Origin of the sequence: Sphingomonas panacis (assembly GCF_001717955.1) — a bacterium.
GTDB classification, from domain to species: Bacteria; Pseudomonadota; Alphaproteobacteria; order Sphingomonadales; family Sphingomonadaceae; genus Sphingomonas; species Sphingomonas panacis.
Genome location: NZ_CP014168.1, coordinates 4264444 through 4288004, shown reverse-complemented (window position 1 = coordinate 4288004; position 23561 = coordinate 4264444). Strand labels below are relative to the sequence as shown.

The 23561-nt window shown below is 63.4% G+C and carries 23 protein-coding genes; 15 read left to right on the top strand and 8 right to left on the bottom strand.

Going from position 1 to position 23561, the window contains the following annotated elements:
* Positions 1-155 precede the first annotated feature (155 nt).
* From J0A91_RS19785 to J0A91_RS19775, 3 genes are all read right to left on the bottom strand, one after another.
* Positions 156-1220, bottom strand: a complete 1065-nt coding sequence (locus J0A91_RS19785) for a FecR family protein (RefSeq protein ID WP_069206335.1) — start codon at positions 1218-1220, stop codon at positions 156-158.
* Positions 1213-1761 carry an RNA polymerase sigma factor gene (locus J0A91_RS19780; RefSeq protein ID WP_069206334.1) on the bottom strand — a complete coding sequence of 183 codons (549 nt, stop codon included), beginning with the start codon at positions 1759-1761 and terminating at the stop codon, positions 1213-1215. The genes J0A91_RS19785 and J0A91_RS19780 overlap by 8 nt, the downstream gene beginning before the upstream one ends.
* Before the next feature lie 274 nt (positions 1762-2035).
* Entirely contained in the window at positions 2036-2431 is a 396-nt protein-coding gene (locus J0A91_RS19775; protein ID WP_069206333.1) for a helix-turn-helix domain-containing protein, read from the bottom strand.
* Positions 2432-2963: 532 nt separating this feature from the next.
* On the opposite strand from J0A91_RS19775, the gene J0A91_RS19765 reads away from it, so the two are divergent.
* The 3 genes from J0A91_RS19765 (at position 2964) to J0A91_RS19755 (ending at position 10842) form a co-directional block, all read left to right on the top strand.
* Positions 2964-5936, top strand: a complete 2973-nt coding sequence (locus tag J0A91_RS19765; RefSeq protein ID WP_240502097.1) for a DUF7146 domain-containing protein — start codon at positions 2964-2966, stop codon at positions 5934-5936.
* 90 nt (positions 5937-6026) lie between these two features.
* Positions 6027-6395 (top strand): hypothetical protein, encoded by a 369-nt coding sequence (locus tag J0A91_RS19760; protein WP_069206332.1) that lies wholly within the window; start codon positions 6027-6029, stop codon positions 6393-6395.
* Positions 6396-6552: 157 nt separating this feature from the next.
* A complete protein-coding gene (locus J0A91_RS19755; protein WP_069206331.1) occupies positions 6553-10842 on the top strand; it encodes a strawberry notch family protein in 4290 nt (1429 codons plus the stop codon).
* A 70-nt stretch (positions 10843-10912) separates the two neighbouring features.
* On the opposite strand, the gene J0A91_RS19750 is transcribed toward J0A91_RS19755, so the two are convergent.
* Positions 10913-11770: a Ros/MucR family transcriptional regulator gene (locus J0A91_RS19750; RefSeq protein WP_069206330.1), complete on the bottom strand. Its 858-nt coding sequence runs from the start codon at positions 11768-11770 to the stop codon at positions 10913-10915.
* Positions 11771-11935: 165 nt separating this feature from the next.
* On the opposite strand from J0A91_RS19750, the gene J0A91_RS19745 reads away from it, so the two are divergent.
* The 10 genes from J0A91_RS19745 to J0A91_RS19700 all read left to right on the top strand — a co-directional run bounded on the left by J0A91_RS19745 (position 11936) and on the right by J0A91_RS19700 (position 18233).
* Positions 11936-12640, top strand: a complete 705-nt coding sequence (locus J0A91_RS19745; RefSeq protein ID WP_069206329.1) for a hypothetical protein — start codon at positions 11936-11938, stop codon at positions 12638-12640.
* A 101-nt stretch (positions 12641-12741) separates the two neighbouring features.
* Positions 12742-13938, top strand: a complete 1197-nt coding sequence (locus J0A91_RS19740) for a DUF932 domain-containing protein (protein WP_069206328.1) — start codon at positions 12742-12744, stop codon at positions 13936-13938.
* A 10-nt stretch (positions 13939-13948) separates the two neighbouring features.
* Positions 13949-14572 (top strand): hypothetical protein, encoded by a 624-nt coding sequence (locus J0A91_RS19735; RefSeq protein ID WP_069206327.1) that lies wholly within the window; start codon positions 13949-13951, stop codon positions 14570-14572.
* 92 nt (positions 14573-14664) lie between these two features.
* Entirely contained in the window at positions 14665-14871 is a 207-nt protein-coding gene (locus tag J0A91_RS19730) for a hypothetical protein (protein WP_069206326.1), read from the top strand.
* 236 nt (positions 14872-15107) lie between these two features.
* Complete coding sequence (locus J0A91_RS19725) at positions 15108-15605, top strand: RNA polymerase sigma factor (RefSeq protein WP_069206325.1); 498 nt, start codon at positions 15108-15110, stop codon at positions 15603-15605.
* Between the two features lie 73 nt (positions 15606-15678).
* Positions 15679-16038 (top strand): hypothetical protein, encoded by a 360-nt coding sequence (locus J0A91_RS19720; RefSeq protein ID WP_150126995.1) that lies wholly within the window; start codon positions 15679-15681, stop codon positions 16036-16038.
* A 49-nt stretch (positions 16039-16087) separates the two neighbouring features.
* Positions 16088-16435: a DUF5983 family protein gene (locus J0A91_RS19715; RefSeq protein WP_069206323.1), complete on the top strand. Its 348-nt coding sequence runs from the start codon at positions 16088-16090 to the stop codon at positions 16433-16435.
* On the top strand, positions 16432-16638 hold the full coding sequence (locus J0A91_RS19710; protein WP_069206322.1) for a hypothetical protein: 207 nt from the start codon (positions 16432-16434) through the stop codon (positions 16636-16638). Before J0A91_RS19715 ends, J0A91_RS19710 begins: the two co-directional genes overlap by 4 nt.
* Positions 16639-16811: 173 nt before the next feature.
* On the top strand, positions 16812-17699 hold the full coding sequence (locus J0A91_RS19705) for a hypothetical protein (protein ID WP_338056991.1): 888 nt from the start codon (positions 16812-16814) through the stop codon (positions 17697-17699).
* Between the two features lie 33 nt (positions 17700-17732).
* The gene (locus J0A91_RS19700) at positions 17733-18233 is read left to right on the top strand and encodes a hypothetical protein (RefSeq protein WP_069206320.1); all 501 of its coding nucleotides are present in this window, start codon (positions 17733-17735) and stop codon (positions 18231-18233) included.
* A gap of 191 nt (positions 18234-18424) precedes the next feature.
* Here J0A91_RS19700 and J0A91_RS19695 read toward each other — a convergent pair whose 3' ends face one another.
* Positions 18425-19939 carry an FAD-dependent oxidoreductase gene (locus J0A91_RS19695; RefSeq protein WP_069206319.1) on the bottom strand — a complete coding sequence of 505 codons (1515 nt, stop codon included), beginning with the start codon at positions 19937-19939 and terminating at the stop codon, positions 18425-18427.
* 67 nt (positions 19940-20006) lie between these two features.
* Here J0A91_RS19695 and J0A91_RS19690 point away from each other — a divergent pair, with 67 nt between their 5' ends.
* Positions 20007-20459: a MarR family winged helix-turn-helix transcriptional regulator gene (locus J0A91_RS19690; protein ID WP_069206318.1), complete on the top strand. Its 453-nt coding sequence runs from the start codon at positions 20007-20009 to the stop codon at positions 20457-20459.
* A gap of 211 nt (positions 20460-20670) precedes the next feature.
* Positions 20671-21366 carry an aspartate/glutamate racemase family protein gene (locus J0A91_RS19685; RefSeq protein WP_069206317.1) on the top strand — a complete coding sequence of 232 codons (696 nt, stop codon included), beginning with the start codon at positions 20671-20673 and terminating at the stop codon, positions 21364-21366.
* An 87-nt stretch (positions 21367-21453) separates the two neighbouring features.
* On the opposite strand, the gene J0A91_RS19680 is transcribed toward J0A91_RS19685, so the two are convergent.
* From J0A91_RS19680 to J0A91_RS19670, 3 genes are all read right to left on the bottom strand, one after another.
* A complete protein-coding gene (locus J0A91_RS19680) occupies positions 21454-22290 on the bottom strand; it encodes a DMT family transporter (protein ID WP_069206316.1) in 837 nt (278 codons plus the stop codon).
* Between the two features lie 39 nt (positions 22291-22329).
* Entirely contained in the window at positions 22330-22704 is a 375-nt protein-coding gene (locus J0A91_RS19675; protein WP_069206315.1) for a VOC family protein, read from the bottom strand.
* Positions 22705-22830: 126 nt separating this feature from the next.
* The gene (locus J0A91_RS19670; RefSeq protein ID WP_069206314.1) at positions 22831-23238 is read right to left on the bottom strand and encodes a VOC family protein; all 408 of its coding nucleotides are present in this window, start codon (positions 23236-23238) and stop codon (positions 22831-22833) included.
* Positions 23239-23561: the final 323 nt, after the last annotated feature.

Here is a 23561-nt window from a genome sequence, read left to right as displayed (position 1 = left end):
TCCGATCGCCACAGCAGTCAGGAGCACACTACGAAACCGAGACCCCATCCGAACCATTCTCGCCCCCTTGGAAATTCCCGACAATCTGGCGGGACTTTCAGGGGGCATCGCAACAAAACAGCAATCTACGGGGTAGGGAGTAGAAGAATCTCCGGCTATTTTTTGTGGAGGGTGATTTCATCCGATTTGGTCCGTTCGACATCGAGGTCGAACAGCACCGCCAAGCGATCGGCAACCTGATCGGCATTGTCGACGCGGAACCGTCCGCTGACCCTCATCGTGCCGATGCTGGGATCTGCGAGCCGAATAGAAGTCGCGGAATCCCTGTTGGCCTCGGCAACGACAGCGGACAATGGGGTTCGCTCATACTCCCGGATGACCGGTTGTCCGGGGTTGAGCGCCGCTGGCTCGATCCCGGGTTTTCCCAAGCTGACTGGAAGGATCGTTGGCGCTACCGCTGCGAAACTCAGGACTTCGCCGGGTTCCAATCGCGCGACTGCGGCATTGTCTCGACCGTCTTTCGGGCCTTGCGGCCTCTCGACGTCAACCACCCCTCGCAGCAATCTTACGGTGACGCGCTTGTTGCCGCCAAGAATGACATCGAAGACCGTACCGCGTGCGGTGACGCTTCCCCCTCCGGCAAACACCACGAACGGACGTCCTTCATGCGCGACCTCGAATCGCGCGCGACCTCGCTTGAGGTTCAGCTCGCGTCTGGCGTTCGTGAAGTCCGTCGCCAGCTCACTCCCTTCGTCGAGATCGACAACCGATCCGTCAGCTAGGCGAATGTTGCGCCGACCACCGACCACCGTGTCGTAGATTTGCCGCTCCGAGGTGGCGGCGCCTTCCGATTGAGCCACCTGGACGGGCCGATATGCGGGGCTCCGCATCTCGCCGCCGAGGAACCAACTTCCAACACCGACGGCAATGAGAATGCTCGCCGCTAATCCGGTCCATCTCCATTTTGGTCGGACGGGCTCATTGTCGTTGGCCTCGCTCGCGCCCTCATTTCCCTGTGCGGCCAGAAACCGCCCAAGCGCAAAGATTTCGCCCGCCCGGTCGTACGCATCGCGGTGTGAAGCGCCGAGCGTGAGCCAGCGTTCGAACTCGGGGCGATAGCTCTCGGCATCAGGGCCGCGCATTCGGGCGAACCATAGCGCCCCTTCGCGCGTCAGCTGATCCATGCGAGGCATACCTTCCGGCTGTTTGTTGTCAGCCATTGGGGTTTCCGATGGTCTTGCCGATCCGCACAATGGCCTCCGCCACATGCCACTCCACAGTTCTAATACTGATGCTCAGCTGCTCCGCTATCTGCCTATAGCCGAGTTCTTCCACCCTATGTAGCAAATACACCTCTTTTGTCCGCGGCGGGAGACCATCGATTGCGACACGATAGCGCTCCCGCATCTGGTTCAGCTCCGCAGCTTCGTCTGGCCCGGCAACCTCCTGAGGGACCGGGCAGGAAACCGGGTCGAGAGATTGGCTTTTCGCCCAGGCTCGCACACGATCCGCGAGAAGGTGCCGAACGATTCCGTGCAGATAGGCGCCGGGATTGCTCCAGGCGCTTGCCGATTGTGAAGCTGCCAGCCTGGTGAAGGCCTCCTGCACCATGTCATCGCGGTCGTCTTCGAGCCAAATACGCCTTCGGAGGAAGGAGCGCAGTTTGGGCGCCTCCTCTCGATACAAGGCGACGAACTGCTGTTCCTCATAGATCGCGGCGGCTGGCGCGCCGGCGTCTTCGCATTGCTGCGCCTGAAACATGGGTTCAGGCGCACATGATGGGATCGAACGGCGCTAACGTGAAACCGCAGCTTTGAGCGAGAGACAGCATGATCGTACCACCCAAGGGTGGCGGGCATTGTCCAATACCTGCGCTCAACCGCCGTGGATGAGCCCGTCATCATGCCTGGAAGGATTAACCTACAGCCGGGCCCCAGCCTTTTCCCGAGCTGCACCCGAAATCTGCCTTGAATTCTCCCTCGTGACAAGAGGTCATACGAGGGTGGCTGCACGCTTAAATGCAGCATGGAAATCTTCATTTGGAATCGCATTGGCGGGCTGACGAACCAGCAGCCATTTCCACCATCCGATCAAAGAAGCGATCAAGCATGGCGCGCGTCTCCTCTCTAAGCTGGACGATGATCCGCCGTCCGTCGGACGGATCGCGGTGGAGGTCCACAAACCCACGTTCCGCCAGTCGATGGACAATCCGTTGGGAATTCCGCTCCGACGCACTTGAAGTGCCCGTGAGCGACGTCAAAGACCGCGGATGGATGCTCCTGTGAGTATAGAGATCGAGCAGCATCTCGAACGCAGGGATCGTGAAGAGCTCTTTTCCGAACTCGTCGGCCCGCAGGCGCTGAAGCTGTTCGGTCAGCTCAATCATGCTGCAGCGAGTGATCGTTGTCGCAATCTGGCGTCCCTCGATCATCGGTGCGCGCTCACTTCTGCCGATAGCCATGCTGTTCGCGGCGGACGGGCTTTCAATCTCGTGCGAGGGGGCATGAAGGGCTCCTTTCCATGAAGGAGGGAAACCCATCTGGCGCCGCTCATATTGTAAGTTCTTGCGCGTAAATTAGCCAAATTGAACTTACATCCATTTTGGATGGTAACAGATGAGAGCAGTAGAAGGGGCGGCGACACCCCAGCTTTGCAGGGGCTTGGCCGTATCGGCAGAACCTTGGATTGCATTTCCAGTCTTGTGTGCCGCCGACTTGCCCAGTTCTATAAATCCTGGAGCCTCTACAGGTCCAGCTGGCGTGCCTTATATTGTGCCTTCAACGCCTTGTCGTGTCTCGACTGTCTACGTCTGGAAGGGGCGACCAGACCGCGATTGAGGAGGGGAGTGGGCCGAGTTTGGTGTGGCGATCAGCGGGTCGCCCATCCAATGCTTGCCCGTCTCCGCTCTTGGGCGCTCCTCGCGTCGATGTGTCTTCATGGGCAACCTATTCTGGGGCATTCCCATGGCCAAGCTCACCAGCAAATATAATCCGGAACTTGAGGCTATCGGCTCCGGAATCGTCAAACGCCTGGGAGGCGTCTGGAAGCCGGGAGGCGCCATGTGCCTCTGCCCGGCCCATCCGGATCGCAGTCCCAGCCTTTCGGTTCGCGTCGGCGATCATGCGCTCGTCTTCAAATGCTTTGCCGGCTGCGACAACCGCGATGTCATCCACGAGATCCTTCGTCTCGATGAGAATGCGCTCCAGCACGTCGAGCAGGCATGCGTATCATCTCCAGGCATGCCTACGGATCTCTGGCGACGGCAGCAGGCCCTCCGCATCTGGGATGAGGCGCGGCCGATCACCGGCACGCCCGCCGAGATCTATCTGCGGCGTCGACGTATCGCTGTGCTTCCACGCGTCCTGCGCTTTCATCCGAAGACACCGCTCGGCGGCGGCGGCACCGTCGATTTCAGACCGGCGATGATCGCGGCGCTTCACGATGGGGGCCTGCATGATGAAGGCCGTTTCATAGCGATCCAGCGCACCTTCTTCGATCGGGACGATGCGCGGAGGGCCCGCGACTTGGTCGATCCACGCATGACACTTGGCCGACCCGACCGCGCTGCCGTCATGCTCGGCACGGCAACCTCCGTCCTGGGCCTTGCCGAGGGCATCGAGACCGCGCTCTCGGCGATGATACTCTTCGGCGTTCCCGTCTGGGCGACGCTGGGCAGCGAACGGCTGCACCAAATCGCGCTGCCGGACCGCGTGACGCGGCTCATTCTCTTTCCCGACAACGACATTGCCGGCGAGATCGGTGTGGCCAACGCCCTTGAAACCTACGCCATGCCGGGTCGCGATATCGCGGTCGAATTCCCGCCCTCGGGCTTCAAGGACTGGAACGACGTGCTTCGAGCGGGGGGAGGGAGTGGGGGAGTGGTGGCGGCAAGTGGCCTGATGGTCAGGCTGTCCCCGCCAGGAGACTATCCCATGACCCAACTTCCTATCCTCGTTCCGGCGGCGAACCTCGCCAAGTCGCCGAGCAACGTGCGCACTGTCAGCGATGCGATCGCCGACGCCCAGCTCGAGGCGAACATCGCCGCGAAAGGTGTGCGCCAGAACCTCATCGGCGTGCCCGTCTCGCGCAAGAAGGGGCACTACCGCATCATTGCCGGCGGTCGGCGCCTCGATGCCGTCCATCGCCTGATCGAGAAGGGCGTGTTCGATGCCGACTATCAACTCGCGGTGCTGGTTTTGGGCAACGCCAAGGACGCGATCGAAACCAGTCTCGAGGAGAATTTCTTCAACCTCACGATGAACCCGGCCGACACCTGCCGGGCCTTCCAGGACATCATCGAGAGCGAAGGAAAGACGCCCGAGGACGTCGCGAAGCGCTTTGGCCTTACCGAGCGCTTCGTTCGCAGTCGGCTTCGCCTCGCTGACCTCGCCGACCCCATCTTCGAGGCGCTGCGCAACGCCGAGATCACGCTGAATGTGGCCGTGGCCTACGCGAGCAACAGCGACCGGAGCCGCCAGGCAGAAGTCTTCGAACTGCTCAAGGATGGCTACTACCGGAGCAACGTCAACGAGATCAAACGCCAGCTCGCCGAGGACACCTATGTCGGCAGCGATCCCAAGGCGCTGCTCGTCGGACGGGACGCCTATATCGAAGCGGGCGGCCGCGTCGATCTCGACCTTTTCTCCGACTCGACCACCGAACGCTGGATCGACGGCGACCTCCTCAACCGTCTGGTTGCCGACAAGCTCGCCGCCGCGGCGGAAGCGCTGCGCGAACGCGAGGGGCTGGCGGAAGTCCGGGTCATTCCCGCGACGCATGTCACCTACAATGACACGTGGGATCTGCGCCCGCTCAAGGGCGACACGCCCGAACTCACGGCCGAGCAGCAGGCTCGCCTCGACGAACTCGAAAGTGAGATCGAGGCGGCCAACGAGGCCTGGGAGGAGGCGGACGAAGAGGCTCAGGCTGATCTGGCCAACCGGGTTGACATGCTCGAGGCGGAATATCGCGCGATCGAGAACCAGTCGCCGATCCTGACCGAAGAGCAGAAAGCCGGGGCGCTTGCCTATGTCGTGATCGGTCATGACGGAGAGCCCCGCCTCCACGAGCAGCTCTACGTCGCGCCGGTCGAGGACGAGACCGACGAAGACAGCGTCCAGGAAACCGGGGATGACGAGACGGTCGGGACCGGGGCCGGCACGGCTCCTGGCAAGCCCGCCTACAGCCAGCGCCTCTCCCAGGAACTGGCCGAGATGAAGAGCGAGTTGCTGCGCGTCCATATCGCCAGCGATCCGCGCTTCGCGCTCGACCTGGGCACGTTCTGGATGGTCGACAAGGCGACCCGGCATTCGGGCGCCTATGACCTCGCGACCGAGCTCAAGGCAGACAAGCCCTGGTCGTCCCTCTCCGGCTTCCAGAGCGGTACGCTTGCCGCCGAGGAATGGGGCAAGATCGACGAAGCGCTCGACCGCAGCTGGACCGAGGCGGGCGACACCTGCCAACGGTACGATGCCTTCTGCGCGCTTCCCGACGAGGCCCGTGCTGCCTGGCTTGCCTGGGCGGTCGCCCGAACGCTGCACGCGGTCACCGCCGACAGCAAGGCGGTCGCGTTGATCAACCATCTCGGCACCAAGCTCGACATCGACGTTGCGGCCTGGTGGCGCCCGACCGCGAACAACTATTTCGATCGCCTGAGCAGCAAGGCCGCGATCCTTGCCCATCTCGACGAGATTGGCGGGAAGGAGCTGTCGAGCCGTTACGGGGCGTCGAAGAAGCATGATCTCGCGACCTCGGCAGAGAAGATCTTCGCGGGAACCGTTCCGATCGAAGCGGAACTCCGGGATGCGGCGCTCGCTTGGGTGCCGGACGTCATGCGTTATGCCGAAGCAGCGCCTGACGTTGTCGAAGTCGAACCGGTGGCTGTGAACGACGAGGACCACGGTCCGACCGCCGACGAGCTGCCGCAGGCCGCCTGATCGGCGACAGCGTCCCCGGGGCCGTGGCGATGCGCCGCGGTCCCGGGCCTTTTCCCATGTTCCATCAGCTATGACTCAGGGAGACATCTCGTGGCCGATATCACCCAGCTTCCCGTCATGACGGCGAGCGATGCCGAGGTCATCGGTTTTGCCCGCTTCAACGACGTACCCACTTTGCCGATCGACATCCCGGACGGCAATTTCACGGTCAGCGCGCGCACCAGTGACGGGCGGCGGATCACCTTCTTCTTCGGCGAGTACCAGCGTGGCGCGCCGCCGAGCTTTGTCGATATCCAGTACCATGACAGTGGCTCGGCCATTCCCGACGCAAATGGGGGAACGTCGCCGAGCTTCGACATGCTGACCATCGGGCGTGGTGGAAGCCATGCCTATGACAGCCGTCGCCATCCGGCCAGTGATAAGCCCTCGATCGCGGTGATCCTTCTCGCGCCGTCATAGTTGGCAACCCGCCTGATCCTCCCATTCTCCCACCCCACTGTCTCAGGGCCTGGCCTCGCGGCATGGCCCTTTTATTCCGCCGCAGCTCTGGCGGGAGGGAAGGGGGAGCGGGTCTGACGGGCCGAGATGGTCCAGATCCAACCCGGAGTTTGACCCCATGTCCCACCCTCTGCTTGCGCTCGTGCCGCCCCACGAGCCCGAAAACACCAAGGCTGCTCACTTGTACGCTGTGGCCACCCGCCTCGCCGAGTTGCTCGGCCGGGGCCAATCGGTCCGCCGCCAGGACCTCACCCGTCTTATGGATGCCGCCTTTAGCGCATCCGATGCGAGCGGCGCCTGGTCGATGCGCGATGCCTATGACGCGCTTGAAGCCGCGCAAGTCCTCCTGCTCAGATCGACCACAAGCCCTTCGGCCTTTGCCCTCTCCGATGACGATGCGTTCGCTTCGCTCGTCCGCTTCGAGCGTGCGCTGCCTACCCAGACCTATCGTTCCGAGCATCAGATCGAAATGCAGCAGTTCAGCACGCCGATCTCCCTGGCCTGGCTCGCGGCGCGGGCAGCGCGGATCACAGGGCACGACCATGTTCTCGAACCCTCCGCCGGGACCGGCATGCTCGCGGCTCACGCCCTGCGCGCCGACGCGGCTAAAACCCTTAATGAGCGCGATCCGGACCGGGCTGCGCTCCTCGGCAAGCTGCTGGGCCAGCCTGTCACCTTGCACGATGCCGAGTTCATTCATGATCTCCTGCCCTTTGGTATCGCTCCGACCGTCGTCTTGATCAATCCGCCCTTCAGCCGGAGCGAAGGGCGGGGCAAGGATCGCTTCGCCGGTGCGCGCCACCTGCGCTCGGCTCTTCTGCGCCTTGCTCCCGGCGGGCGCTGTGTTGCGATCATGCCGCCGAGTTTCGCCGCCGACGGCACCGGCGCGTCCGGCTACGCGATGGTGTGCGAGACGGTCCAGCCGCGCGCCGAGATCACTATCCTCGGGCACCCTTATGCCAAGCACGGCACCAGCATCGCGGTTCGCCTGCTAGTCTTCGACAGGGGCTGGACGGGCATGACCGAGCGCCATACCGCCCAGACCATCGAAGCGGCCGAGGCTATCGTCCGCGCATTCCCGGCACGCGTTGCTGCGCCCGACCCTCAGCCTCCCGCGCCTGCGACCGTTCCTCTGCGACCACGCAAGCCGGCTCCGGCCGCCACCACGATCTTCGGCGGGATCAGCAAGCGGGTTCTGACAACTCCGGATCGGATCGCTGCGGATACCAGTCCAAGGCCGCTAATCTACGCGCTGCGGGAGACGCCGCTCCCAGCGGGCGATCCGGTCGGTCACTATGCCCCATGGCGTCCGGCACGGATCGCGATCGAAGGCGCGAAGGCGCATCCTGATCAGCTGGTGGAGTCGGTTGCCATGGCTTCGGTCTTGCCTCCCGCACCGTCCTATCGTCCGATGCTGCAGCCCCAGGCACTGGCCGCATTGTCCGAGGCGCAGCTCGAAACCATCATCCATGCCGGCGAAGCATGCGAACGGGATCTCAAAGGCAGCTTCGCGCCAAATCAGGCCGGCGACCAATTGCGCGAGGATCCTGAAGGCGCTGTCTATCGTACCGGCTTCTTCATCGCCGACGGCACAGGCGTGGGCAAGGGCCGTGAAGGCGCGGGCGTCATCCTCGACCAATGGAACCGTGGACGGCGCCGCGCCATCTGGATCTCGCGCAGCTCGGCTCTCATCGAGGATGCACGGCGCGACTGGAGCGCGCTCGGCGGTCTGCCCATCGATATCCAGCCGCTCGACGCCTTCCCGCTGGGCGAGGCCGTCGGCATGGACAGCGGCATTCTTTTTCTCACCTATGCGACCCTGCGTTCGCAACGCCATGACCGGGCGTCGCGCCTCCAGCAGCTGCTCGACTGGGCGGGTGCGGATTTCGAAGGGGTGATCCTGCTCGATGAATCCCATGCGCTCGGCAACGCTGCGGGTACCGAGACCGAATTCGGCGTGGCGAAAGGTTCCGAGCAGGGCTTGGCCGGAGTTCGCCTGCAAAATGCATTGCCGCGAGCCCGGATCATCTACATCTCGGCAACCGGTGCCACCAAGCCTGAAAACCTCAGTTATACGGCGGGGCTAGGCCTCTGGGGGCCGGGCACCGCTTTTCAGGACCGCGACGCATTCCTCGCAGCGATGGAGGAAGGCGGCATCGCGGCGATGGAGATCGTGGCGCGCGATACCAAGGCGATGGGCCTCTATACCGCTCGCGCCCTAAGCTTCGCCGGCGTCGAATATGACCCGCTCGAGCATAAGCTCACCCCGGACCAGATCGCGATCTACGATGCCTATGCGGACGCGTGGGCGGTGATCCATGCGGGTGTCGCCGCAGCGCTCGAGGCCGCCAATATCGTCGATCGCGCATCTGGCCGCACCCTCAATGCCATGGCCAAGGGATCGGCGCTCAGCCGGTTCGAAAGCTCGAAGCAGCGCTTCTGGTCTGCCCTCCTGATCTCGATGAAGATGCCGACCGTTTTCCAGGCCATCCAGACGGAGATCGCCACCGGCAATGTCGCGGTGGTGCAACTGGTCAGCACCTCCGAGGCGATCCTCGATCGTCGCCTCGCCGAGCTCTCGCCTGAGGAGCGCGCGCATTTGGATTTGGAGCTTTCTCCCCGCGCCACGATGATAGACTACCTGAAGAGCGCCTTTCCGACGCAGCAGATGCGCGTGTTCGCAACCAGCGACGGATCCCTGCGATCGGAGCCGATGCGGGACGAGGCCGGCAACATGGTCCAATGCGTCGAAGCCATCGCTAGGCGCGACGCTCTGATCGAAGAACTCTGCGCGATGCCGCCGGTCCCTGCCGCCCTTGACGCGCTTATCGCTCGTTTCGGCACCGCGAGGGTCGCCGAAGTGACCGGGCGTTCACGCCGTATCGTCATTGGCAATGATGGTTGCCAGAAACTCGAACGCCGTGGTGCACGCGCCAACCTCGCCGAGACACAGGCCTTCATGGATGGACAGAAGCCGATCCTGGTCTTCTCGGACGCGGGCGGCACCGGCCGATCCTACCACGCCGACGTCGGGTGCCGGACGGCTGACAAGCGGCGCATCCACTTCCTGCTGGAGCCGGGCTGGCGTGCCGATGTCGCAATCCAGGGGCTGGGGCGCACGCATCGCACCAACCAGAGCGTGCCGCCAGTGTTCCGTCCCGTGACCACCGACTGCAAGGGGGAGCGGCGCTTTATCTCGACGATCGCACGCCGGCTCGACAGCCTCGGCGCCTTGACCCGCGGCCAGCGCCAGACCGGCGGCCAGAATATGTTCGATCCGGCGGACAATCTGGAAGGTGACTACGCGCGCGAAGCGCTCACCCAGTGGTACCATCTGCTGCACGGCAAGAAGCTCGCAAGCGTTACGCTGGCCGAGTTCCAGGCAATGACCGGGCTCAAGCTCATCGAGGACGACGGTACGCTGCTCGACAAGCTGCCGCCGATCCAGCGATGGCTCAATCGGATCCTGGCGCTGCGGATCGCCACGCAGAACGCGATCTTCGACGAATATATGGGTCTTATCCAGGCACGTGTCGATGCCGCGCGCGAAGCCGGAACGCTCGACGTGGGCGTGGAGACGATCCGCGCCGAACAGGTGATCGTGCGATCCGAACAAACACTCCGCACCGATCCGGTGACCGGCGCCGAGACGAAATTGTTGCGGCTCGAACTGCATCTGCGTCCTCGCGTGATGCACTGGAAGCGGCTGATGCAGATCTGGGAGGGCACGAGCGAGATCGCCTATCTCTACAACCGCCGATCGAAGCGCGTGGCGCTCAAGGTGCCGTCCTGGTCGATCACCGACGAAGAAGGCCGGATCATTTCTATGTGCCAGCTCGTGCGTCCGACCGGCGCGACCCGCACGCAGGAGATCGCGATGTGGGCAAGCCTCTGGAAGGACATCGACCGCGACGAATTCCAGAGGCTCTGGGAGGCAGAGGCAAACGAGGCCGAGGCGAAGGTCGAGATCGAGACCGTCAATGTGGCAACCGGGCTGCTCCTGCCAGTCTGGCACCGGCTTCCACAGGACGACGTCCGTGTCTGGCGGATCGATGACCGCGAGGGCACCTCGATCCTTGGCCGGCTGATCCCACGGGAAGCGATGGCGGACCTGCAGTCCGCGTTCGGTCTCGACGGCACGGTCGAACTGACTGCCGCTGAACTCAGCGCGGCCGCGCAGAAAGAAACGGGCATCGCGATCCCTGGCCTGAGCGGTGCGACCCTGGCGACGGCTCTGGTCAATGGTACGCGCCGGCTCGAAATCCGGAATTACCGTCCCGACGATCGCGAGCGGCTCAAAGCGCGCGGCGTGTTCAGCGAGGTCATTCAGTACAAGACCCGGTTGTTCGTGCCCCTGGACCGGTCGACCGAGGTCATCGAAGCAATCCTCGATATGGTGCGGATTTGATCCACGCGGGCCGCCGGCTCGTCAGTCGTGTGGATCGGCCCGGGGCTCTCGAAGCCCCGGACCGTCTCGATCATTCCGCGGGCGCTGCCGCGTCTGGCGCAAGCTCAGCCGAAGCCGGCGTTCCGGCGGACGCTTTCGGCGCCCTGCTTCTCTTCGGCTTCGGGGTGGCATCAGCACTTGCCGCAGGCGTCGTGGCGACAGCGGCCTTGGGCGCCTTCGAAGTCTTGGTGGCCTTGGTCTTCTTGCCGTCCTTGATCGGTTTAGCGCTCTTCGAGGTCGTGCTCTTCGGCGCGTTGGCCACCGGCTTGGGCCCGGTGGTGACGGCCTTGGTTCGAGCGCGCCGCGCCGCCGCAGGTTTCGCTGGAGTTGCTTCCGCAGCGGGCGGCTCGACCGCTTCGGTAATTGGTTCTGCGGGCGCTTCCTCGGCCGCCGGCGCCGGAGCGCTCTTACGCTTGCCGCCAAGACCAAACTTCTGCGCGACCTCGCGCCGCGCCGCCGAGTAGCTCGGCGCCACCAGAGGATAATCGGCCGGGAGACCATATCGGGCGCGATAATCAGCGGGAGTCAGGCCATGAGTCGAAAGATGCCGCTTGAGTGCTTTGTAAGGCTTGCCGTCGATCAGGCTCAGTATCTGGTCTGGCGAAGCAAGACTTTCCTCAATGGATACCGCCGGCTTATATTCCGGCGCGTTCGGTTTCGCTTCAGGAGCCTCAGGCTCGACCTCCAGCGCCGGCGCGGTGAAAGAAGCTGCCCCGCCAGTATCGTCGGCAGACTTTCCTGGCGCCTCTGGTGCATCGCCGAGCAGAGCCCGTCGTGTTCCCTCGACAAGCGCCGGCAACTCGCTGCTCGGCACGGTATTGTTGGCGAAATAAGCGCTGAGCAACGTCACGGTCAAAGACATGACGCCCGAATTGTCGGCCTCGGCCATGCGGTATCCTTCTTCTGGCTGGAACTACCGGTCTTGAAGCAGGCTCACTTGCGTAAGCGTAAACGAACTCGTGCCTTCATTTCAGGCGCGAGTCAAAATGGAGGGGAGGAGGGCTTCCATGGATGTCGCGGCGATCAAGCTGCGCACCCGTCCCTGGAGGAAACCATGACCGACATCCCTACGCCGGGCACGCCGGCACGCCTGTACAGCCAGACCCATCATGACGAACGCGGTAACTTCCACTATCAAGGTGATCTCTACCGCGCCGGCGATAACCTCGCGACGCTGGCGGCCCGCATCGAAGGTCATCTGAAGTCCAAGTTCCCTGACACGCGCTTTGCGCTCAGGACCGAAAAATTTGCCGGTGGCCGTAAGATCATCGCCGAGATCCTCGATGCCCCAACCGATCTCACCCCGCGCGATACGCAAAATAGCTTCTTCGTCGAGGTGCGCGATCAGATGGAGCGCTTCGGCTTCACCCGGTCCAACCTGCTGCAGGACTTTCACTCCTGTTCGTTCTACTGCGAAGCACGCATCGGCCAGGCCTATTGGGCGGCGCTGGCCGCCCGCCGTGGCGCGAAGAACCCGGTCCAGGCGAAGGTGACGCTCGCGGCCTTCAAGAAGCAGATCCGGGCTGGTGACAGTTTGAAATTGATCGGCGCGCCCGCAGGACATCGTGCGCTCGGGACAGCCAGGGCGATTATCAAGGTTCGTTCTGGCGACGTGATCCTTGACGGGCGCTCCCACCTATCTTTTCCGCGCGCATCCGCGTTTGCCTGTGATGGCAAGCTCGTGTGGATATCCATCGGCTCGGAATATGATCCCGACGCTCACCTGCTCTACGAATGGCTCCGCCAGGACGCCGCCTGACGCCCCATTCTCTGTGCCAACGAGCCATGTGGAGGGAAGGGGGTGGGGATGGATTGGCCGGTTCGAAGCGGATCGGTCCTTTCCCTTAAGGAGATCCTCCCATGGCAACGCTTGCCCAGCAGATTGACGCGCCTCGAGTTTCCGGCGCGTACAAGGTCGATATCTCCCGCGGTCGCAACATTGGGCGGGTTTCGTCCGAATGGTTTTCGCGTCCCGATGACGAGAAGTTCTTGTCGCTCGATGAGCTCTACGACAGCGTCCGCCGCCGCGCCGACCGCTCCCGGACCCGCGTCGTCGAAAGCCGGGACGTGCGCGTCGAGGCGAGCATGGACAATGCCGAACGCCTCAACCTGATCGTTCCCGGCGAGGCCGAGCCGATCGCGCCGACCAATTGGTCCTTCGGCCAGTTGTCGAGCCTGGTCGGCGCCCCGGCGTCCTATCTGCGCAACCTGCCTGCCGCGCTCGCCGGCATCAATCTCCAGCACGGCCTGCTCAGCCATCGCGGCGAACAGGTAAAGCTCCTCAAGACCCATGAGGGCCGCGCCGAACTTCGCGCCGTCACCGGCCCCGATTACGGCCGCATCTGGGATCACGAACTGGTCGCCGCCGTCATGAAGATCGCGGGCAACGGCGTGTCGGACACGCGCTGGAAAGTGCCGGGCGTTCTCGACTGGGGTTCGATGCGCTATAACCCCTATGTCGATGTCACGCGCGAGACGACGACGCTCTATGCCTCCGATCGCGATGTTTTCCTCTTCCTGGTGGACGACACGCACCCGATCGAAGCCGGCAAACTTCCCAATGGCGAGCCCGATCTCTTCTTTCGCGGCTTCTACTGCTGGAACTCAGAAGTGGGTTCCAAAACATTGGGAATAGCTACTTTTTATCTTCGCGCGGTGTGTATGAATCGCAATCTATGGGGCGTCGAAAATTTCGAGGAAATCTCGATCCGACATTCCAAATTCGCCGCCAATCGGTTCGCTTACGAGGCCGCTCCGGCGCTCGAGACTTTTGCCGACTCCTCGGCGATGAGCTTCATCGAAGGCATCAAGACGGCGCGAAGCCGGATCGTCGCACGAACCGGCGAGGACCGCGAGTCCTTCCTGCGCAAGAACGGCTTCTCCAAGACCGACACCGCGAAGATCATCCAGTCGGTGACGTCCGAGGAAGGCCACCCGCCCGCCAGCCTGTTCGACTTCGTGCAGGGGATCACGGCCCACGCTCGGGCGAAGTCCAACCAGGACACCCGTCTCGAAATCGAGGGCAAGGCGCGCAAGCTCCTTGCCAGGGCAAATTGAGGAGGACGCCATGCCGACCTTCACCATCGAAAGCACATATCGTCTTCCGGTTTTTCGGCATCGAATCTACGAAGCGCCGACAGCGGAGAATGCTTGCCAGCTCGCAATCGGCGATGACGACTGGCAAAGTCAGAAGCAGGACCATGAAAGCGCCGGCCCGACCTATCTGACCGGCATCTGGCCTGGGATCGACACCGCCTATGAGGTGGCAGCGCTCCCGGTGCCGCCGCGTTTCGCAGAAGGCGAGAGACTGCGGGATACCGGCGCCGGCGATCTCCCGGCCACTGTGCCGAAGATGGAACCCGTGATGCCGCGGTGTCGGCATTGCGGCAGCGGGCAGATCAGCTGCGACGCCAATGCTTGCTGGGACGAGGAAACCCAGGCCTGGGTGCTGCTCGCAACCTATGACAGCCAGACCTGCGAGCGTTGCGGCGCGGACAGCAATCATCTGGTCGATTGGGTCCCGCTTGCCGGGCCGGGCTCGATCTATGCCTTCTTATGGGACGTGATCGAGGCGCTGGAGGCCCCAAAGCTGATCGGCGATGCGGCGTTCAAGGCCTTTTGCCGCGAGCATCAGAATGACCTCACCGCTGAGCAGGCCGCCGCCACATGGCGCAACCGCGCGCCCGGCTGACGACCGCCGCGCTGACTTCAACCCGACCAACCCCTTCGTGGCGGCTTCGACTTCGGTCGGAGCCGCCCTTTTCATATCGAAAGGATCTCATCATGAACCCTTCGTCCCAAGTCGCTCTTCAGACCTTCACCGTCGATGTCGAATTCTCGAGCGGCGGTGAGCCCTTTGCAACCGAACGCTATACGGTCGACGCCACCGACTGGTACCGTGCCCAGCGCGACGCGATCGAGATGTCGGTCTGCAGTCCCTACGACAACAGCCGCATTCCGGACCTCACGCGCCGCGCGATCGCGCGATAGCCACGGCTCCGCGCCTGCCTGATCGTCTCGATGGCGACGGGCCGGCGCGGGCATCCTCAAGAAGTGCGGACCTGCCTTATGCGACGCTCGATCGCTTGGCACGGGCCGGCGACGTCACGGCGCTCCTGCTGCTGCGCATGGCGGCGTGACGCTTACGACAGGTTCCGGGCGACCCGGGAGGGAAGGGGGTGAGGGCGTGCTGCCTGTCGATGGGATCGGCGCACAGGAGATGTCCCATGCCCAACCATGATGCCCGCGCGCTGCTCACCGAAGCGCTCGACTTCTTCAACGATCATCCGCGCTTTAGCCTGCGGCGCGACCGGCGGCGCAACAGCTATGATCTGGCTTCGCGGATCGAGGCATGCCTGTCTGCCGTCCCGGGGCCGGCTGATCCCGTAATCGCCGAAGCGCGCGATCGCTGGGCGTCGAGCGGCTTCCTGCGCATCGACGCCGACGAGCACGTCGTTACGCGGGATGCGCAAGGCTATTGGGTGCGCGCCTGGGTCCGGATCGACCCCGCCAGCATCGGCGAGATCGATGCGGTTACGGCCGAACGCTACGCCCGCGCGCTCGCGGCACTGCCGGATATCACACGATCCATTCTGCTCGCGCACCAGCAGGACGAGCAAAGCATTGCCCAGGTTGCCGAACGCCTCGGCCTCACCACGCAAGAGGTCGAGCGGCATATCGCCGACGCCCTCACGAGGATCGGGCGCGCGATCGGCCAGGGCTGAGAGCCTCGTTCCCCACTCCAGCGCGCAACGGTCGCCCCCGCCCGCGCGCCCTTCCGCTTTTTGGGAGATGATCATGACCAACCTCTCGCATCAGCAACTGTCCGCCATCCTGGCGCCGGTCGACGAGGCGACCATCCTCTTCGATAGCGAGGCGGACGTGCAGCCGGGCGCGCTTGCCGACCTGATCTATGCGAGCCTGTTCAGGTATGCCGACAATCATGAGAGCGACAGCTGGGAAACGCAGTCGCTTGCGTCCGAGCGGCAGGCCCTCAATCTCGCCAATGAACTATTGCTCGGCGAGGACGAAGCGCTCCACGCCCAATTGCGCGCCGCGGTCTTCGAGCATGCCCAGTGGCTCATTCCGGCAGGGCGCAGCCTGACCATCAGCGCTGACCGCAACACGCTTTCGCTCGCTCTGGCGCAGGCCGCCTAGGGCGACTGCTTCCCAACGCCTGTTCGCACACCTTCAAGGGAGAATTTCGATGCGCCATTCTGCGCTTCTCGTCTGTTCGACCGTCCACCTGCCCGTGTCCGAACGACATCACATCGACCGGCTGATCGCCACCGCCCCCCGAGCCGCCAATGGCCGTGTCGAGGCTGTTCATCCCGATCTCGTGATCGAGCCCTATGCCTATGGCTTCTTCGCCCACACGTGCGTCGTCGGCAGCGGTTCAGAGCGCCCGGACGACATCAGTGCAGAATTCTGGGCGATCCTGGTCCAGGCCTTCGAGAGCGACGTGTCCTGGGTTCTGTTCGATCGCGACGAGCCGGCCGCGTCGCACCTGCCCGTTTTTCCCGATCCTGATTGTCCCATGGAGCACCAGTCGTGACGCCCGTCTCGCCCATCGATGCGGCCTCGCCGAAGCGCGCGGCACTCGCCTCCTATGAGAACGCCTATGCGGTCGCCGTCCAGATGCGCCGCTCGACCGGCCGGCCCCACTTCGTCCTTCGGACGAACGATCCACTGCAGCCCTTCCGTGTCACCAGCATCGGCCCCGCCCGCTGCCAGACCTTGCTGACCTTGATCGCCTGATCGGCTGATCGCCGCGCTGAGGCGGCCATACGCATCCTGCCATCGCCTGGAGAATCGTCATGTTCATTGCCGAACGACCGCCGCTCGCGGCGGCGATCACTGCCTCGCGCCCAAACGTGTCGTTCGAAGCTCCCGTGGTTGCAGCATGGGGCGCGGGCGTGAACTCGACCGCGATGATTATCGAGCTCGTCCGACGCGGCGAGGCGCCCGACATGGTCCTGCTGGCGGCAATGCCCGAGCAACCTCACACGACGGCGCTCATCCCCGTCTTTCGCGCCTGGATGGATGCGCACGGCGTCGCCAACGAAATCGTCGAATATCAGGTGACACGCGTCAAGCACTGGCCGCCCTATAACGACCTGCTCGAAGCCTGCCTGACCAACGGCACATTGCCGTCGATCGCCTTTGGCCTCCACTCCTGCTCGGCGCGTCACAAGATTTCCCCACAGGACAAATGGGTCAAGCATTGGCCACCCGCATGCCGGGCCTGGGACGCCGGACAAAAGGTCACGCGGCTCATCGGCTACGATTGCTCGGCCCGCGACAATCAGCGCTACGCCCATCGCGATGGCCATGTCTCTGACCTCTACGACTATCGCTACCCGCTTCGTGAATGGGGATGGACTCGGGAGGATTGCGAGCGCTGCATCGCCGACGCTGGCCTCCCGCCATTCGGCAAGAGCAGCTGCTTCTTCTGCTCCGGCATGCAACCAGATGAGGTTCGTGCGCTCCCGCCCGAGCAGCTTCGCCTTATCGTCCTTCTCGAGGCGCGCGCGGCGCCACGCCTCAAAAGCGTCGAAGGGCTTTGGCGCCGTTCCACGCGGACGCGGCCAGGATCGATGACGGCGTTCATCCGCGCGGAGCACCTGCTCGATGCTTCCGACATCGACGCGATCATTGCATCCGCGCCCACCGATCTCATACGCTTCCAGGAGAGCGCGGCCGGGATCCCCGTCGAGCGCCGACCATCCATGCAATCCTGGCTCGACCGCTTCAACGATGGCGCGCGGCCACAGCCGGCCCGAGCGCGATCGCGTCAACCTGTCCGCGTCTCCGCTTGACTGTCGCTTGCGCGCGCCGTCTGTTTTGAGCCCATGCGTTTGATCGATCATCTGGCCGCAAGGCGCATCTACTACCAACGGCCGTTGCCGACTTTGCCAGATATTCTCCTGATCGATGTCCCATCCCAATTTTCAGGGCAGGGGCTTGCGCTTGACCGTTACTATCCGGTGATCGTCGAAACCGTTGCGGAAGCGCACGAATTCGAGGCATTTCTATGCGAACGACGCAAACGGCTGATCGCGCCAGCATTGCTTGATCGTCGCCCTTCGGCGCTACTGACAGAAGACATCATCTTCGCGCGCTATAGCCCGCCAGCACCAAACTGGCCCTGGCTCCAACTATGCTGCTGGCCACGCCATTATGTGGCACTTGCACTGGATCCAGAAGAGGGGTTCGCTCGCGGCGCCTTCACGATCGACGCCTTCGACGACGCTGAAAGCATTGGAGCCGCTGAAGCGAGACTGTTGGCGACCCTTGGTTCGACCGAGCCCCGCCTTGTTCAACCGATTCCCGCTCCCCTCGGTCGCGCCTGAGCTTTGCAAGCCTGGCGATTGGGCCCAATGCCTCGCGCGTCGATTGTCCCGTTCCGTGCCATAAGCGGTCTGGTGTTGGCCCTTCATTACCATAGAACGCTTTTTTTGTTCCATAACGGCTCCTGCCTAACCTTCAGGGTGCCGCACCGCACCCATGAACCTTGTTGCGCTGCCCTGTCATGCGTCGCTGATCAGCCTGCCAGGCAGGTACTGGCGGGATCGACTGGAAAAACGTGCCCAAGATAGCTCGGGAGCTTCACGTCCAGCTCTTCGGTGGTGAGAAACGCGGCAATATAGCCGTCCGGGCGGAGGAGCGCCCACTGGCCTGCTTGGAGGCCATAGGCGCCGCCTATATACCCACCATCGTCGATGATGTCGTTCCGCTCGCCGATCATGACGATGCGGATGCCGGCACGCGGAGCGGGTCGATCGGCTGCGGCATAGCCAAGCAGCGTCCATTGCGGGCCCTGAAAGACCGTAAAGAGCCGCGTCGGCTGTCCTGCCTGTCCTCGACACGGAGCGTCGGGTGCGCGATCGCCCGGCTGGATCCGCGCTCTGGCCGAGTTGGCCAACGACAGCGACGAGGTGCGATAGCCGAGATCGAGCTGGCGGGCTTCGCGATCGCGCCGCATCGTGCCTTGCTTCGCTTCGCCAAGCAGACGCGTTGCCAAACCAAGCATGCCGGCCGCGATCGGCCTGCGCTCCTCTTCATAGGTGTCGAGCAGCGCGTCCGGCGCGCCGCCCAATACAGCCGCCAGCTTCCAGCCGAGATTATACGCATCCTGAACGCTGGTATTGAGACCCTGTCCACCGGTCGGCGGATGCGTGTGCGCAGCATCGCCCGCGAGGAAGATCCGTCCGCGCCGATAGTGATCTGCCAGGCGCGCATTCATCGAATAGGCCGAGGACCAGGAGACCGAATGCACGGCGATGTCCGACCGGCCTGAGCGTTCGGTAATGAGCGCGGTCAGCCCGGCAGGCGAGAGGTCGACCTCGCCTTCTAGAGCCACCGGCGCCTGAACCTGGAACAGGTCTGTTCCAGCCAGCGGGCAGATCATCAGCTGGGTTGCCGGAGAGCCGAGCTGGAAGCGATGCCAGGCATCGCGATCGAGGCCGTCCAGTTGCACATCGGCGACAAGAGCGCGAATCCCCAAAGTCTCACCCGGGAAACCGATATCAAGGGCATGTCGAACGAAACTGCGGCCGCCATCGGTTCCGATCAGGAAACGGGCACGCAGGTTCCGTTCGCCGGAAGCATCTTCGATCCGGGCCGATACGCCGTCGCGGTCCTGTTCGAATCCGCTCAGCCGTTGGCCGAACCGGGGGCGATGGCCCAGCTCGGCAAGTCGCTCCCGCATCACAGCCTCTGTACTGAACTGGGGTAACATCAGCGGCGCGGCATAAGGTTCCGCCGGGCTCGAGGCGACATCCGCTTCGGTAAGCAGCGATTCCTCGGTCGTGCCGTCCGCGCGATAGTGTCGTATGGGCGGATATGGCCCACCGGCTGCCGCCATCCGATCGACGAAGCCCAGATCCTCGAACACCTCCATCGTTCGGGGCTGGATACCTTTGCCGCGCGAACCGCCAAACGGCTGTGCATTCTGTTCAATCAGCAGGAAGTCGATGCCGCGGCGAGCGAGATCGATGGCGAGCGTGAGCCCAGCGGCGCCAGCGCCGACAATCAGGACATCCGTGTCGAAGGACATTGGCAAATCTCCGAATCAATGTGTAATATGCACGTATATCCCTTCGACCCTCGAGGCAACAAAAAGCGTGAATAATGCACATAACTCTGACGTCCTGCGCGGGCTGCATGCAGCGATCATCGATCTCGTCGACGAGATAAATCGCCCTCGCCGCGACGACAGGCTGATCGAGGAAGCCGGGATTCCCCTGGATCGCGCGCTGTTTCCGTTGCTTGCGCGCGTATCGCGATATGGCCCGATCGGTGTCGTCGAACTGGCCGATCGCACAGGGCGCGATCACACAACGATCAGCCGGCAGATGACCAAGTTGGAGGAACTGGGCCTCATCAAGCGTCAGGCCTCGGTCCGGGACAAGCGCGTCCGGGAGGCCACGGTCAGCGCAAAGGGCCGCGAAATGGTCGCCGCGCTCAACGCGGCACGCGAGCGGTTGGCAAATCGCATCCTGGTTGACTGGACGGATGCAGACCTTGATCAGTTGCGGCAGCTTCTCCGGCGTTTCGCAGACGATCTGATGCGCTAGGGTGCAGGGATGGGGATAATCGGCACGTGCGCGCTACAGAAGACCGGCACGACCGGCTTCGAGCTAACCAAGATGGGGTCCGAAAGGCCGCACGAGGACTCAAGCCAGGCGAGTTCCTCTTGGACGCCGTCATCATGGCCGATTACGGCACGCGCTACGCAAGGTGCGATGTAGCCGTGCGCTATGTCGAAACCGGAAGGGGTGCAGGCGCATGAAGATGATCGGCCTGATCGGCGGCATGAGCTGGGAGAGTTCCGCAGAGTATTATCGCATCCTCAACGAGGGGGTGAGGGACCGGCTCGGCCCGACCGCATCGGCCCGGTGCCTCCTGTGGTCGTTCAACTTCGCCGAAATCGAGGATTTGCAGCACAGGGGCGATTGGCCGGGCCTGACGACGCGCATGATCGATGCGGCAAGACGCCTCGAAGCGGGGGGTGCGGACGTGCTGCTGATCTGCACCAACACCATGCACAGAATGGCGGCCGACGTTCAGGCGGCGGTAGGCGTGCCGCTTCTTCACATCGCCGATCCCACGGCCGAACGCATCAAGGCGGCCGGCTTCAAGACGGTGGGACTACTCGGCACCGCGTTCACAATGGAACATGCCTTTTACAAAGGCCGGCTCGCCGATCATCATGGCCTCAATGTCATCGTTCCAGACGACGAGGACCGCGCTACCGTCCACCGCATCATCTATGAGGAGCTGGTTGCTGGCAAGGTTCTGCCGGAATCGCGGGATGCTTGCCGCGCGATCATCGCCCGCCTGGTTGAGAGCGGCGCGGAGGCGGTGATCCTGGGATGCACCGAAATCATGCTGCTGGTTCGGTCGGAAGACAGTCAGGTTCCCATCTTCGACACGACCGCCCTCCATGCGGCAGCAGCGATCGAAACGGCTTTGGCTGACTGAAGGCGGCTCTCCCAAAAAGCACGAATTCTGAGGATGGCGCGGTAGCCTGATTGCTGCACGATCGATCCAGTCCACCCTCTTGCGTCGTCAGCCCGCATGGCCGATCAGAAGCGCCCCTGCCGCCACCACGAGGCAGGCGGCGATCCGATAACGGCTCAGGTGTTCGCGAAGGCAGACGCGTCCGATCAGGGCTGCGAAGACGACGCTTGTCTCGCGCAGCGCGGAAACCGGTCCCATCGCGCCACGCGCCATGGCCCAGATGACGATGCCATAGGCCAGAAGCGAGGCGAGCCCACCACCGGCCGCTACGAGCACCTCCCTTCGCCCCCGGACCAATGAGCGGGCATCGCGTAACATGATGTAGGTTGCTGGCGCGAGCAGACCCCACGACAGGCACATCCAGACCGTGTAGCCGAGCGCTGAGCCCGACAGCCGGACGCCGACGCCGTCGGTTACGCTGTAGGCGCCGATAAAGCAGCCGGTGCCGAGCGCGAAGAGCAAGGTCCGCCGCCCAATGGTCCGCCCTTGAAAGGCCAACGAAACGATACCGCCCGATACCAGCAGCACACCGGCCAAGCTGAACGCGTCGGGCAGCTCTCGCGCGAAGATCGCGCCACCGAGCGAAACCAGAAGCGGCGAGACGCCGCGCGCGATCGAGTAGGTCTGTCCGAGATCGCCTTGCCGGTACGTGCGGACGAGAAAGAGATTGTATCCGGTATGAAGCAGCGCCGAAAAGGCGATGCAGCCCCAGCTCGCGTCTGCAGGAACTGGCACGAAGGGCACCATCAGCGCGCATGCGAGCGCGATGGCGATGCACATGACCGTCATCGACCAGAGCCGATCGCTGCCTCCCCTCAGGAGGGCGTTCCAGCTCGCATGAAGGACCGCCGCGAGCAGTACGATGAGGCTGATGCCAATGGACATAGGCTTCACTGCCCCGCCGCGAAGCCGATCGCCACGCCGCTATCGCGTCGTCTTCGTTCGCGCGGTGAGCTTGTTGCCGTCCGGATCGCGCAGGTAGGCGACGAAAACACCGTTCGGGCGCTCGCAGGGTGGGTTTTCGATCGCGGTGCCGCCATGCGCGGTCCCAGCCTCGTACCATGCGCGGACATGGTCGGGGCTGGTCGCGGCGATGCCGATGGTTCCGCCATTGGCTGCGGTCGCGGGATTGCCGTCGATCGGCCGGGTGATCATCAGCCGGCAGCCCTCGTGGTCATAGATCAGCCGGCCTCTCTCGTCGCTCTTACCCAGCTTACCGCCCAGCGCCGTGAATGTCGCGTCGTAGAAAGCTCTTGATCGCTCCAGGTCGTTGCTGCCGATCATGACGTGCGTGAACATAGGTCGTCCTTCGGAAAATGGAGCCCCGGCAGCAGCGCGTTGCGGGTCGTGTCGTTCGCTGTTCCATCCGAACAGCTTTGAGGTTGCGAATGGTCGGCGGATGCCTCCGCCGACCCGAGACGGATGCTACTGCCGCTCGCCGTGATAGGCTTCTTCGGGGCGGATCGGCGTCAGCGTCGTCACTTCAACGAAGTAGCCGCCCTTCGCCCGAAAATAGAAGGACCATCCACCGTGCGCCTCGTGCGGTTCCTGCATCTCCCAGCCATCCTCGCTCAGGCGCGCATGCACGGCATCGACGGCATCACGGGTGGCCTGGATGAAACCGATATGCAGGATGTCGAGCTGCTTGGGGTAGTCGAAACCGTCGAGCTTGCTGTCGAAGTGGTTGACGATCAGCACCAGCCCGTCGTCATCTTGCATGATTGCCATCTTCTTGCCCCGTACGACGAGCGTGCGCAGGCCGAAATAATGCTCGAACATCGCCCGATCAGCTTCAGTGTCGTGGCTGTAGAGGTTGATGTGGTTCAGCTTCATGGTCGTGCCTTTCCGTTGGTGAGACGAACACGAGCCGATCGCGGTCAGACAACGACGACCGGCCACGCACGAGGCGAACCCTCGCTGTGTCCGGCCATGGCCAAGAGCGGCGTTACCCGCTCAAGCGTGACTGTCTCCGAGGAGACCGCAGGTTGTCACCATACCTGCATCGCTGTCTTTTTAGGCAGTTTGCAATTTAGACGGCATACCGACTGCGTCAAGCGGGAGACGTGTCTCCAGCAAACGAACGGCGCTCTTCAAAAGGCCGTTCGCTTTGATTTTGATCTGTCTCGTAGGGATGGTATTTCGGGATAGAGCATGAC

Coding starts and splice junctions, on each gene's coding strand:
- J0A91_RS19680 (WP_069206316.1), bottom strand. CDS start 22,290: ATGTCCATTGGCATCAGCCTCATCGTACTGCTCGCGGCGGTCCTTCAT.
- J0A91_RS19715 (WP_069206323.1), top strand. CDS start 16,088: ATGCGCCATTCTGCGCTTCTCGTCTGTTCGACCGTCCACCTGCCCGTG.
- J0A91_RS19685 (WP_069206317.1), top strand. CDS start 20,671: ATGAAGATGATCGGCCTGATCGGCGGCATGAGCTGGGAGAGTTCCGCA.
- J0A91_RS19695 (WP_069206319.1), bottom strand. CDS start 19,939: ATGTCCTTCGACACGGATGTCCTGATTGTCGGCGCTGGCGCCGCTGGG.
- J0A91_RS19785 (WP_069206335.1), bottom strand. CDS start 1,220: ATGGCTGACAACAAACAGCCGGAAGGTATGCCTCGCATGGATCAGCTG.
- J0A91_RS19675 (WP_069206315.1), bottom strand. CDS start 22,704: ATGTTCACGCACGTCATGATCGGCAGCAACGACCTGGAGCGATCAAGA.
- J0A91_RS19740 (WP_069206328.1), top strand. CDS start 12,742: ATGGCAACGCTTGCCCAGCAGATTGACGCGCCTCGAGTTTCCGGCGCG.
- J0A91_RS19725 (WP_069206325.1), top strand. CDS start 15,108: ATGCCCAACCATGATGCCCGCGCGCTGCTCACCGAAGCGCTCGACTTC.
- J0A91_RS19700 (WP_069206320.1), top strand. CDS start 17,733: ATGCGTTTGATCGATCATCTGGCCGCAAGGCGCATCTACTACCAACGG.
- J0A91_RS19775 (WP_069206333.1), bottom strand. CDS start 2,431: ATGATCGAGGGACGCCAGATTGCGACAACGATCACTCGCTGCAGCATG.
- J0A91_RS19735 (WP_069206327.1), top strand. CDS start 13,949: ATGCCGACCTTCACCATCGAAAGCACATATCGTCTTCCGGTTTTTCGG.
- J0A91_RS19750 (WP_069206330.1), bottom strand. CDS start 11,770: ATGGCCGAGGCCGACAATTCGGGCGTCATGTCTTTGACCGTGACGTTG.
- J0A91_RS19755 (WP_069206331.1), top strand. CDS start 6,553: ATGTCCCACCCTCTGCTTGCGCTCGTGCCGCCCCACGAGCCCGAAAAC.
- J0A91_RS19730 (WP_069206326.1), top strand. CDS start 14,665: ATGAACCCTTCGTCCCAAGTCGCTCTTCAGACCTTCACCGTCGATGTC.
- J0A91_RS19780 (WP_069206334.1), bottom strand. CDS start 1,761: ATGTTTCAGGCGCAGCAATGCGAAGACGCCGGCGCGCCAGCCGCCGCG.
- J0A91_RS19705 (WP_338056991.1), top strand. CDS start 16,812: ATGATTATCGAGCTCGTCCGACGCGGCGAGGCGCCCGACATGGTCCTG.
- J0A91_RS19745 (WP_069206329.1), top strand. CDS start 11,936: ATGACCGACATCCCTACGCCGGGCACGCCGGCACGCCTGTACAGCCAG.
- J0A91_RS19765 (WP_240502097.1), top strand. CDS start 2,964: ATGGCCAAGCTCACCAGCAAATATAATCCGGAACTTGAGGCTATCGGC.
- J0A91_RS19720 (WP_150126995.1), top strand. CDS start 15,679: ATGACCAACCTCTCGCATCAGCAACTGTCCGCCATCCTGGCGCCGGTC.
- J0A91_RS19670 (WP_069206314.1), bottom strand. CDS start 23,238: ATGAAGCTGAACCACATCAACCTCTACAGCCACGACACTGAAGCTGAT.